Source organism: Streptomyces sp. NPDC088194 (genome assembly GCF_040702025.1).
GTDB lineage: Bacteria > Actinomycetota > Actinomycetes > Streptomycetales > Streptomycetaceae > Actinacidiphila.
Genome location: NZ_JBFBIV010000159.1, coordinates 1 through 11732, shown reverse-complemented (window position 1 = coordinate 11732; position 11732 = coordinate 1). Strand labels below are relative to the sequence as shown.

10 protein-coding genes are annotated in these 11732 nt (G+C 71.7%); 6 read left to right on the top strand and 4 right to left on the bottom strand.

Annotation, left to right across the window (positions count from 1 at the left end; all coding sequences use genetic code 11):
• Positions 1-218: 218 nt before the first annotated feature.
• Both AB0399_RS39110 and ybaK read left to right on the top strand, forming a co-directional pair.
• Complete coding sequence (locus AB0399_RS39110) at positions 219-935, top strand: LON peptidase substrate-binding domain-containing protein (RefSeq protein ID WP_329370472.1); 717 nt, start codon at positions 219-221, stop codon at positions 933-935.
• 18 nt (positions 936-953) lie between these two features.
• Positions 954-1496, top strand: coding sequence for a Cys-tRNA(Pro) deacylase (ybaK, locus tag AB0399_RS39105; RefSeq protein WP_366414525.1), 543 nt, complete (start codon positions 954-956; stop codon positions 1494-1496).
• Between the two features lie 24 nt (positions 1497-1520).
• Here the strand turns inward: ybaK and AB0399_RS39100 are convergent, their stop codons facing one another.
• The 4 genes from AB0399_RS39100 to AB0399_RS39085 form a co-directional block, all read right to left on the bottom strand.
• The gene (locus tag AB0399_RS39100; RefSeq protein WP_366414524.1) at positions 1521-2303 is read right to left on the bottom strand and encodes an ABC transporter permease; all 783 of its coding nucleotides are present in this window, start codon (positions 2301-2303) and stop codon (positions 1521-1523) included.
• Positions 2304-2348: 45 nt separating this feature from the next.
• A complete protein-coding gene (locus tag AB0399_RS39095; protein ID WP_366414523.1) occupies positions 2349-3167 on the bottom strand; it encodes an ABC transporter permease in 819 nt (272 codons plus the stop codon).
• A complete protein-coding gene (locus AB0399_RS39090; protein WP_329370464.1) occupies positions 3164-4174 on the bottom strand; it encodes an ABC transporter ATP-binding protein in 1011 nt (336 codons plus the stop codon). The genes AB0399_RS39095 and AB0399_RS39090 overlap by 4 nt, the downstream gene beginning before the upstream one ends.
• 305 nt (positions 4175-4479) lie before the next feature.
• Positions 4480-5694 (bottom strand): NYN domain-containing protein, encoded by a 1215-nt coding sequence (locus AB0399_RS39085; RefSeq protein ID WP_329370462.1) that lies wholly within the window; start codon positions 5692-5694, stop codon positions 4480-4482.
• A 225-nt stretch (positions 5695-5919) separates the two neighbouring features.
• On the opposite strand from AB0399_RS39085, the gene AB0399_RS39080 reads away from it, so the two are divergent.
• The 4 genes from AB0399_RS39080 to AB0399_RS39065 all read left to right on the top strand — a co-directional run bounded on the left by AB0399_RS39080 (position 5920) and on the right by AB0399_RS39065 (position 11654).
• Positions 5920-6093, top strand: coding sequence for a hypothetical protein (locus AB0399_RS39080; protein WP_329370460.1), 174 nt, complete (start codon positions 5920-5922; stop codon positions 6091-6093).
• Positions 6094-6377: 284 nt separating this feature from the next.
• On the top strand, positions 6378-9941 hold the full coding sequence (dnaE, locus tag AB0399_RS39075; protein WP_329370458.1) for a DNA polymerase III subunit alpha: 3564 nt from the start codon (positions 6378-6380) through the stop codon (positions 9939-9941).
• 141 nt (positions 9942-10082) lie between these two features.
• On the top strand, positions 10083-10766 hold the full coding sequence (locus tag AB0399_RS39070; protein WP_366414522.1) for a hypothetical protein: 684 nt from the start codon (positions 10083-10085) through the stop codon (positions 10764-10766).
• Between the two features lie 72 nt (positions 10767-10838).
• Positions 10839-11654, top strand: coding sequence for a thioredoxin domain-containing protein (locus tag AB0399_RS39065; protein ID WP_366414521.1), 816 nt, complete (start codon positions 10839-10841; stop codon positions 11652-11654).
• The last annotated feature ends 78 nt before the right edge of the window (positions 11655-11732 follow it).

The following is an 11732-nucleotide window of genomic DNA, read 5'->3' as shown; positions in this document are numbered from 1 at the left end:
CCCCGCCCCAACACCCCCACCGTCCAACTGGTCGGCCCGACCAAAGCCAACCCAACCCGCCGGAAAATAACCTAAATCACCAGTGTTGGGCCTAGCCGCGCCCGGCGGGCTGCCGCCGGGCGGGCGGCTCGCCGCCGCGGCGGCGGTCGCGCCGCAGGTGGGACGCGGGTGTCGGGAAGGGTGCCGAACGGGGGCGTACTGCCCGTACGCTGGCCGCTGTGACCGATCGCCTTCCGCTCTTCCCGCTCAGTTCGCCGCTGTTCCCAGGGCTGGTACTGCCGCTGAACGTCTTCGAGGAGCGCTACCGCGCGCTGGTGCGCGACCTGCGGGCGCTGCCGGAGGACGCGCCGCGGCGGTTCGGGGTGGTGGCGATCAAGAACGGCCAGGAGATCGCGCCGACCGGTCAGGAGGGCCGGGCCACCGGTCCGGCCGCGGGCCTGGGCGACGACCCGCTCGCGGCGCTGTACGGCTTCGGCTGCGTCGCCGACGTGGCGGACATCGTGGACAGCGGCGACGGCGGCTTCCGGATGCACGCGACCGGCATCGTACGGTTCCGGCTGCTGTCGGTGGACGCGTCCGGCGCGTATCTGACCGGCGAGGTGGAGGAGCTGGCGGAGGAGGCGGGCAGCGGGGCGGGCGCGCTGGCGCCCGAGGTGACCCGGGCCTTCCGCACCTACCAGAAGCGGCTGGCCGGGTCGCGTGAACGCAGCCTGTCCTCGCAGGAGTTCACCGACAACCCGACGGTGCTGTCGTATCTGGTGGCGGCCACGATGATCGCCGAGACGCCGGCGAAGCAGCGGTTGCTGGAGGCGCCGGACTCGGCCGCCCGGCTCACCGAGGAGCTGCGGCTGCTGCGCCGGGAGAGCGCGGTCATCGAGAAGCTGCCGTCGCTGCCGGCGGTGGATCTGACCCAGCAGCCGATCTGCGCGAACTGACCTGGCAGGCTTCGGGGCATGGCGAAGAAGTCCCGTACCAGCGGCGCCCTCCCCCTCCCCTCGGCGGGGGGACCCCCGGCGACCGTCGCGCTGCGCGTCCTCGAAGAGGCCGGCGTGCCCTACACCCTGCACGCGTACGCGCACGACCCGTCCTCCGAGCTGTCCTACGGCGAGGAGGCCGCGGCCGCGCTCGGCACGGACCAGGGCCGGGTGTTCAAGACGCTCGTCGCGGAGGTGGACGGCGCGCTGACGGTGGCGGTGGTGCCGGTGTCCGGCTCGCTGGACCTCAAGGCGCTGGCGTCTGCGGTCGGCGGCAAGCGCGCGGCGATGGCCGACCCGGCGGCGGCCGAGCGGAGCAGCGGCTACGTACGCGGCGGCATCTCCCCGCTCGGCCAGCGCAAGGCGCTGCCGACGGTGGTGGACGCCACCGCGCTGTCCCATCCGACGGTCTTCGTGTCCGCGGGCAAGCGGGGCCTGGAGGTGGAGCTGGCTCCGGCCGCGCTGGTGGAGCTCACCGCCGCGGCCACCGCCCCGCTGCTCCGTCCGGGCACCCGCGGCTGATCCCCCCGGGCACCCGCGGCCGACTCACTCGGTCCAGGTGCCCGTGTACGACTCGTCGCGGGGCCCGAACGCGTAGTTCAGCGCGGAGTGCACCAGCATCGCGGCGGCCGGCCAGACCACGATCGCGACCTTGGCGCGCAGTTCCAGCGGGCCGTCGAAGACCACCTTCGGCCCGACCTGCTTGGCGTGCGCGACGATGTTCGTGGTCGGGCCGAGCCACACGCCCAGCCGCCAGCCGATGACGGAGGCGATCGCGCCGCCGACCGCCAGGCCGAACACGACCCCGAGGCCGCCCCTGCGGTAGCGCCAGAACACCGCGGCCGCGGTGAGCGCGCCGAGGATCAGTGCGATCACCACGAACGTGCCGTCGCCGCCTATCGCCTCCTCGCCCTCGGTGTCCTTGAGGTACACCGCCTGCCCGTCGGAGACCATCGGCACCCGCGGCGACAGCCACAGCCAGAACAGCCCGAGGATGATCCCGCAGATCGCGACGAGGACAGCGACGATCAGCCCGTTGCGCAGCGCGGTGCGCACCGTGTCCCGGTCCGGCTCGACCTTGTACGGCGCGAGCGAGGCGCCGGCGCCGTCGCCGACGGGGTACGGCGAGAGCTGCGGGCCGGGCGCGCCCTGCGGACTCGCGGGGTTCTGCGCGCTGTCGGGGCCCTGCGCGCTGTCGGAGCTCCGCGGGCTCTCGGGACCCTGCGGGCCGTCGGGACTCTGCGGGCCGTGCCGGCTCTCGGACTGCGAGGGCTCGGGCTGCGGGGGCCCGGAGTGCGGAGGCTCGGGAGGAGTCAGAGGAGCGGTCACCAGGCCATCGTGCCAGGTGTTCCTGGCAACCGCCCCACCGGCCGGTCAGCGGCAGGCGGCCCTGCGGTACGCCCAGGTCGCCACGGCCAGTGAGGCCACCCCCACGGCCGCGCACACCGTCAGGTCACCGGCGACCGCGCCCCAGTCGGTGCTGCCGCGCCCGAAGGTCCGGGCGAACGCCTCCACCCCGTACGTGGACGGCAGCAGGTCGCGGGCCCAGCCGATCGGCGCGGGCATGTGCGAGGCGGGCAGCACCCCGAGCAGCAGCGCGGCGGACATGCCGAGCTGGCCCAGCAGCGTGGCGATCTCCTGGCGGGGCGCGAGCAGCCCGAAGGCCGCGCCGAGCCCGGACATCGCGGCCCCGGCCAGCGGCACCACGAGCACCAGCACCCACAGGTTGGCCAGGCTGAGATGGAACAGCACGCACCCGGTGATCGCGGTGACCAGCGTGCCGGGCACCGTGAAGGAGGCGTAGGCGCCCGCCGCACCGAGGACCACCGCGGCCGGTGGCACCGGCAGCGTCGCGTAGTGGTCGAGCCCGCCGGAGGCGCGCAGCTGGCCGAAGTACTGGGCGAGCAGGTTCAGCGCGACGAACGCGACCACCAGCACGCTGGAGCCCGCCACCACCGAGCGCGCCGCCTCGCCGTCGCCGGCGTGCACCACGCCCCGCAGCATCACCATGATCCCGATGGACTGGAAGGTGGCGACGAACAGCAGCGGGATGCGCGCCACCCGGGCGCGGGAGAGCTGGGCCCGGTAGACCGCGCCGAGCGCGGGCCACAGCCGGGCCTTGGGGGCGAGCGGCGCGATGCCGCCGCTGACCCGCTCGCCGGGGTCGGTGCCGACCGGGGCGACCACTGTCATACCTTCACCAGTCCCTCACCGCTGCCGCCGAGCGCCAGGTACACGTCCTCCAGGCTCGGCATCGCCAGCGTGAAGTCGTCCAGCGCGGCGAACGCCGGGCCGCCGGTGACCTCCGCGACCGCCGCCCTGGCCCGCTCCTGCGGCAGCCGCAGCGTCCAGCGGCGTCCGGAGACCTCCGCGAGGAGCCGCAGCGCGGCCACCGCGGGCAGGTCGGTCGGCGGTTCGTGCCGCCACACCAGGTCCAGCCGCACCTCGCCCTCGACGAGGGAGCGCAGCCCGGCGGGCGAGTCGCAGGCGATGACCCGGCCGTGGTCGAGCACCGCGACCCGGTCGAGGACCGTCTCGGCCTCGATGACGTTGTGCGTGACCAGCAGGACCGTGGCGCCGTGCTCGGTACGGCGCCGGTCGACCGCCGCCCACACCGCGCGGCGCGCGATCGGGTCCATGCCGGTGGTGGGTTCGTCCAGGATCAGGACCGGCCGCGGGCCGACAAGGGCCGCCGCGAAGCAGGCGAGGCGGCGCTGGCCGCCGGAGAGCCGTTTGATCGGGCGGGCCGCGATCGGGCCGAGCCCCAGCTCGTCCAGGACCTCGTCACGGGCGGCGCGGGCCGCGGCCGTGTCCATTCCGCGCAGCCGGCCGGTGGTCTCGGCGGCGAGCGCGACGGTCAGCTCGTCCAGCGCGGTGGATTCCTGGCCGAGGTAGCCGATCAGCCGCGCGGCGCGTTCGGGGTGCCTGACGAGGTCGTGCCCGAGCAGGTCGATGCTGCCGGCGTCCGGCCGCAGCAGGCCGGTGAGCTGCCGGACCAGGGTGCTCTTGCCCGCGCCGTTCGGGCCGAGGATGCCGAAGAGTTCGCCGGTGCGGACGTCCAGGTCGATGCCGTCGTTCGCCCGCACGGCCGGGATGTCCCTGCCGCGCCGCCCCCGTCCTCCGGGGTACGTCCGTACGAGTCCGCGTACCGAGCACGCGGCTACCGCCGGTCTCGCCCGTGTCTCGGTGCCCGTCCTCACGAGCACCGAGAGTACGCGCTCCGCCCCGCCCCCCACGAAACGGGGTGCCCTTCGCAAAACAACGGCGCCCCCGGCAACGATCAGTGGTTGCCCCTGCGGACAAGGGCAACTCATCAGGGGCGCTGGGGGTACCTCCCAGGCGAGGCTCCGGGAGGGAACGGCGCGAGCGACCACCCGTCGGCCGGTGTTCCGGGCGAACCCGCCGGGCGAGCCGGGCCTGCGGCCCCCCGCGCCACCGCAACGGGCCGGGGCCGCCTCATGTGTGGCCGTCTTCCGCAAACGGAAGGACGCCCCCGATACAGCGGCTAGTCCGGAGTCGCGGCTGCGTCGAACTCGCGCCAGAACCCCGCCCTGATCGCGTAGCGGTCGTTCTCGTCGATCTGGTCGTCCTTGTGCGCCAGCAACCCGAAGCGAGCGGCGTACCGCAGGAGTTCCCCGTCGAGCCGGTGCGGCACCCGCGGGTAGTGCGTGGAGAGGTGCTGGAGGTGGGTCGGGTCGCTGACCCGGGCGATCCAGCGCCGGGCGAACACCTGCCCCACCTCGTAGGGATCACCGCTGACCGCGGTGATGTCGGCCTCGCGGTCGGCCCACCGCTGCTCCGCCGTGGTGAGCTGCGCGAGGGTCGGCAGCCCGGAGGTGTCGGGCTGGTCGGCGCCGGGCCGGTCGGTCCACCCCTTGTCGGAGGACCACCGCAGGGTGCTCGGCGCCGGGTGGGCCACCGGCGGAACCTGCGGGGCGGCATGGGAGCGGCCGAGGTCGGCGAGGTCCTTGGGCGTGGGCACCCCCTTGCCGGACGGGGCGGCCGCGGCGTCGTCGTCCGGGTGCTCGGTCGGCGCGGAGCCGTTCTTCGCCGGGGCCTGGACCGGGTGCGGCGAGCCGCTGGACTCCGGCAGCGGCGCGGACAGGATCGCGGCGATCTCCGGGCGTACCCCGGGCCGCGGCCCGGGCGCGGGCCCGCACGCGCCGGCGATCTCCTTCGCCCGGATCGCCGCGGTGATCCACTCCCGGTCCAGCACCCGCCGCTCGTCGGCCTCGGCGACCAGGTCTTCGGACTGGTTGTAGTCGCCGTCGGCGGCCTGCACGGCCCACAGGTGGACGGCCACCCCGTGCTCCTTGGCCGACATCATCCCGGGCAGCAGATCGCCGTCGCCGGTGACCAGCACCACGTCGGAGCAGGCCCGGTTGCGGGCCAGTTCGGACAGTTCGGCGTGCATCGCGGCGTCGACGCCCTTCTGCGCCCACCTGCCGTCCGTCCGGGTGAGGGCGCCGAGCCGGACCGTCACCCGCGGCATCACCCGCAGCCGGCGGTGCTCGGGTTGCGGAACCCGGTCGGGTGCGCCGTCGAACCAGTAGATCCGCAGCAGCGGCTGGCCGGTCTCCAGTTCGGCGCGTTCGCGCAGGCCGGCGACCACGGCGGCATGATCAACCGTGATCCTCGAACGCGACGGTTCGCCGGCCAGCAGGCTCGCCGCTGCGCCCAGCAGATACCCGGCGTCCACCAGGACGACGCAGCGGTCCATGTTGCACCTCTTCCGGTCGACCCCCGGCACGGATGCCCCCTGAGCTTCCCCCGAGTGTGCCCGAATGCTCGGGGGTTATGACCGCGAACGCGATCTTCGGCGTGGCGGTCAGCGGTATTTCCCGGCCTCCCGCACCCCCAACTGCCCGAAATGCGGCGTTCGTCCTCACATGTAAGTCTGATTGCGGCCCATCGGCCAACATCCCCTCACTAGGAAGGCACGATCGTGGCTAAGAACAAGAACCAGAACCGCCCCCAGCGCGAGCAGCACGACGAGCGGTCGAACCAGGCGGGCGAGAGCCAGGAGCAGCACAGCAAGAGCGCCCTGGCCGAGGAGCACATGATGCCCTCCAGCACGCACGCCCCGCGCAAGCAGCAGAAGAAGTTCGGCCACAACTGATCGCGCCGCACGCGCACTTACCGGACGCGGGGGTGCCCCTTTCGGGGGGCGCCCCCGCGTTCGTCCCGCCACCGCCCCCGCGAAGTCCGCGCCCCGCTCGACATGTTGGGCGGGCACCAAGCGGGCACCAAGCGGCGGAGGGCGGCCGGGCACTGCGGCGGGCGCGGCGCCGCCGGCACGGGGTACGGCGGCCGCCACCGGGTGCGGGCGATGCACCGGCGGATCGACCCGGCGAGCGACTAGGGTGGAGACTTCCCCGCGATCGTCCTGGAGGTGCCAGCCCGGTGGCCGACAGCTTTGTTCACCTGCACAATCACACCGAGTACTCGATGCTCGACGGCGCCCAGCGCCTGAAGCCGATGTTCACCGAAGTGGCGCGGCAGGGCATGCCCGCCATCGCCATGAGCGACCACGGGAACATGTTCGGTGCGTACGAGTTCCAGCAGGTCGCCAAGGGCTTCGACGCGGTGAAGCCGATCATCGGCATCGAGGCGTACGTCGCACCGTCGCACCGCAGGTACAAGAAGCAGGAGTTCTGGGGTCCCGGCGGGCAGCGGGCGATGTCGGACGACGGCGAGGGAAGCAAGGACGTCTCCGGCGGCGGCCGCTTCACCCACATGACGATGTGGGCGCAGAACGTCCAGGGCCTTCGCAACCTGTTCTACCTGTCGACGGAGGCCAGCTACACGGGGCAGTTCCCCGCGGGCAAGCCGCGGATGGACATGGAGCTGATCTCCGAGCACGCCGCCGGGATCATCGGCACCACGGGCTGCCCCTCGGGCGCCATCCAGACCCGGCTGCGGCTGAACCAGTACGACGAGGCGCGCAAGGTCGCGGCCGACTACCAGGACATCCTCGGCAAGGAGAACTACTTCCTCGAGCTGATGGACCACGGCCTGGACCTGGAGCGCAACGTACGGGACGACCTGCTGCGGCTGGCGAAGGACCTGGACATCCCGCTGCTGGCGACCAACGACGCGCACTACGTCCTGGAGGAGCACGCCGACGCGCACGACAACCTGCTGTGCATCGGGGTCGGCAAGAACAAGGACGACCCGAACCGCTTCAAGTTCAACGGCACCGGCTACTACCTCAAGACCGCCGCGCAGATGCGGGAGTTGTTCAAGGAACTCCCGGAGGCGTGCGACAACACGCTGCTGATCGCCGAACGGATCGAGGCGTACGACGAGGTCTTCGACCTCGAGGACGAGATGCCGCAGTACCCGGACGTGCCCGAGGGCGAGACGCAGGAGTCGTGGCTGCGCCAGGAGGTCCTCAAGGGCCTGGCGATGCGCTACGGCGACCCGATCCCCGCGGAGGTGCTGGAGCGCTTCGAGACCGAGATGAAGGTCATCGGTCCGATGGGCTTCTCCTCCTACTTCCTCGTGGTCGCGGACATCTGCCGGCACGCGCGGGACAACAAGATCCCGGTCGGCCCCGGCCGTGGATCGGCGACCGGCTCGATCGTCGCCTACGCGACGAGGATCACCGAGCTGTGCCCGCTGGAGCACGGCCTGCTCTTCGAGCGGTTCCTGAACCCCGAGCGCATCAACCCGCCGGACGTCGACCTCGACTTCGACGACCGCAAGCGGGACCAGATGGTCGCCTACGTGGTGGAGAAGTACGGCGACGAGTACACCGCGCTGGTCAACACCTTCGGCAAGCTGAAGGCCAAGAACGCGATCAAGGACACCTCGCGGATTCTCGGCTACCCCTTCGCGCACGGCGAGCGCATCACCAAGGCGCTGCCGGCCGACGTGATGGGCAAGAGCATCCCGATCGACGGCGTCTTCAACCCCGAGCACCCGCGGTACGGCGAGGCCGGCGAGATCCGGACGCTCTACCAGAACGAGCCCGACGTCAAGAAGGTGGTGGACAGCGCCAAGGGCGTCGAGGGGCTGATCCGCAACACCGGTGTGCACGCGGCCGCGGTCATCCTGTCGAAGACCAAGCTGACCAACCGCATTCCGCTGCACATGCGCAAGGACGGCACGAAGATCACGGGGTTCGACTACCCGTCGTGCGAGTCCATGGGCCTGGTCAAGATGGACTTCCTCGGCCTGCGGAACCTGGGCGTGATCGACCAGGCGATCCAGAACGTGCGGGAGAACCGCGGCGTCGACCTCAGCACCGAGAACATCCCGCTGGACGACAAGAACACCTACGCGCTGCTGGCCCGCGGTGACACCTTCGGGGTGTTCCAGCTCGACGGCGGCGGCATGCGGACGCTGCTCAAGGCGATGGAGCCGAGCCGGTTCGAGGACATCGCGGCGGCCCTGGCGCTGTACCGGCCGGGCCCGATGGCGGCCAACGCGCACATGAACTACGCCAGCCGCAAGACCGGCCGGCAGGCCGTCGAGCCGATCCACCCGGAGCTGAAGGACGCGCTGGAGCCGATCCTCGGCAACACCTTCCACCTGCTGATCTACCAAGAGCAGATCATGGCCATCGCCCGCCAGCTGGCGGGCTACACCCTCGGCGGCGCCGACCTGCTGCGCCGCGCGATGGGCAAGAAGAAGCCCGAGGTGCTGGCCGCGGAGTGGGAGAAGTTCCACGGCGGCATGCGGGACAACGGGTACTCCGAGGAGTCCATCAAGGCGCTGTGGGACGTCATGCTCCCGTTCTCGGGATACGCGTTCAACAAGTCGCACACCGCCGGCTACGGACTGGTGTCGTTCTGGACCGCCTACCTCAAGGCCAACTACCCGGCCGAGTACATGGCGGCGCTGCTCACCTCGGTCGGGGACGACAAGGACAAGGCGGCCATCTACCTCGCCGACGCCCGCAAGAGCGGCGTCCAGGTCCTGGCGCCCGACGTGAACGCCTCGGTCGCGGAGTTCACCGCCGTCGGCGAGGACGTCCGGTTCGGTCTGAAGTCCGTGCGGAACGTGGGCGAGGGCGTCATCGAGGCGCTGATCGCGGCGCGCAAGTCCAAGGGCCTGTTCACCTCGTTCGCCGACTTCCTGGACAAGGTGAGCATCCCGGTCCTGAACAAGCGCGCCATCGAGTCGCTGATCAAGGCCGGCGCGTTCGACTCGCTCGGCCACACCCGGATGGGACTGTCCGCCGTCTTCGAGGACGCGGTCGACGCGATCGTCCCGGTCAAGAAGGCCGAGGCGTACGGACAGGACGACCTCTTCGCGAGCATGGGGGCGCCCGGCGAGGACGTACAGACCTTCGGGCTGGACTTCGCCATCCCCGAGACCGAGTGGCCGCGCAAGCAACTCCTCGCCATCGAGCGGGACATGCTCGGCCTGTACGTGTCGGCGCACCCGCTGGACGGCACCGAGCACATCCTCGCGCGCAACCGCGACACCACCCTCGCCGAGCTGCTGGCCTCCGGCCAGGAACGGCCGGTGAAGGTCGCGGGGCTCATCACCGGGGTCGACCGCAAGATGACCAAGCAGGGCAACGCCTGGGCCGCGGTCACCTTCGCGGACCGCGACGCGAGCATCGAGGTGTGCTTCTTCCCCGCGACCTACCAGCTGGTGGGTCACGCGCTCATCCCCGACAGCGTCGTCTCGATCAGCGGCCGGGCGCAGGACCGCGACGGCACGATGAACATCATCGGTTCCGAGCTGGCGGAGCTGGACGTGTCCTCCGCGGAGAGCGGCGGGAAGCCCCCGGTGCAATTGGCCTTCCGCGAGCACAAGATCCTGCGGCACGACGCGATCAACGAGCTGCGCCGCATCCTGTCCGCCCACCCCGGCGAGAGCCCGGTACGCGCGAAGGTCTCCGGCCCGCAGAAGACCACCGTCTACGAGCTGGGATTCCTCGTCGACCCCACCACGGTCGCCTCGGAGATCAAGGTCTCCTTCGGCGCCGACGTCTGGCTCGGTGTCGCGTGACCCGGTGAACGCACCGTAGGTCCCGATCGGCCCGGCCGGGCGCACCGTACCCGCGGTGCCGTCCGGCCGGGCCGAACCGTCTCCGGTTGGTGTCCGACCTTTAGGTCACACATACAGGTTCGCGTGGCACACTCTGTGCCCATGGAGACCCTGGGCGCGATACGTCCGCGGCTGAGGGCGGCGCGTGCCGCCCTGTTCGCCGCGCTCTGCGTCACGCTCTCCTCCACGTCGCACGTCCTGATGGCTCACAAGCCGCTGCCGCTGACCGTCGTCCTGGGCGCCTTCGCGGCCGTCTTCGCTCTGGCCTACGCCCTCGGTGGCCGTGAGCGCGGTTTCTGGGCGATCAGCGGGATGATGGTGCCGCTGGAACTGGCCGTGGACACCCTCTTCACCTCCGGCCAGCAGTCCTGTTACGGGCCCGACGGCGGCCCTGTCACCGGTTCGTGGCGGTCGCTGCACGAGGCGGTGGTCTGCCACGGCGGCCAGGTCGGCACGCAGCTTCCCACCGTCTCCCCCGCGCAGGCCGCCACCTCCCACCACGGCGCTTCCGCGCTGCCGTGGCTGCTGCTGGCCGTGCACGTCGCGGTCGGCCTGCTCGCGTCCTGGTGGCTGCGGCGCGGTGAGGCCGCGGTGCACCGCGTGCTGCGGGCGGTGGCCGTCGCCGCGTTCCGCCCGCTGCTGTTCGCGGTCACCGCGGTCGGCGCCATGGCGGGCACCACCCCCGGCCGGGTCCGCCCCGCCACCCCGGCCGTCGCGCACCTCGCCGCCCGGCCGCTGCTGCACTCCGTCGTACGCCGAGGACCGCCGCTCGCGCTCGCTGCCTGACCAGGCAGCCGGCCCGACCCGCACGTCCTTCCCCCACATTCACGCGTACTTCTTCATCCGGAGACATCAGCCATGAGCAGCAGGAACAGCAAGCAGAGCAAGGCCGCCGCGCGCGAGCGGCTGCGCGCCCAGCGCGAGAAGGAAGCCAAGCGCGCGAAGGTGCGCCGCCAGATCATCGTCGCCGCCGGTGTCGTCGTGGTCCTGGCCGCGGCGGGCGGCATAGCCGTGGCGGTCAACAACGCCAACAAGCCGAGCAAGCCCAGCAAGTGGACGACCGCCTCGAAGGCCACCCTGGTCAAGCCGGCCAACACCTCGGGCACCAACGGCACCGTCATCACCCTCGGCGACCCGAACAACAAGAACACGGTCGAGGAGTGGGAGGACATGCGCTGCCCGTACTGCGCCGCCTACGAGCAGGAGTCCGGCGCGGCCGTGCTCCAAGGCGTCAAGGACGGCAAGTACAAGATCGTGCTGCACATCGGCACGTTCCTGGACACGAACCTCGGCGGCACCGGCTCCAAGCAGGCGCTGAGCGCACTGGGCGCCGCGCTGAACGTGTCGACGGACGCGTTCGAGCAGTTCCACACCCTGCTGTACTCCAAGGCCGTCCACCCGGACGAGAACAAGGACACCTTCAGCGACCCCGCGAAGCTCATCTCCATCGCGCAGAAGGTCCCCGCGCTCAAGGGCAACACGAAGTTCTCCGACGCGGTGACGAAGGGCACCTACGACAAGTGGGCCATGGACACCAGCTCCGTGTTCGAGAAGTTCCTGGACGACAAGACCATCTCCGGCACCCCGACGGTGAAGGTGAACGGCAAGAGCGTGGACGTCAACGGCGTGCCGGTCGCGACCGTGACAGCCGGAATCCAGGCCGACCTGAAGTAGCACGGGCACCCGGTGGGGTCGGGCGGCCCGGTGCCGCCCCCCCCCCCGGTCCCCCCTCAGCCCCCACGGGCGCCCGAA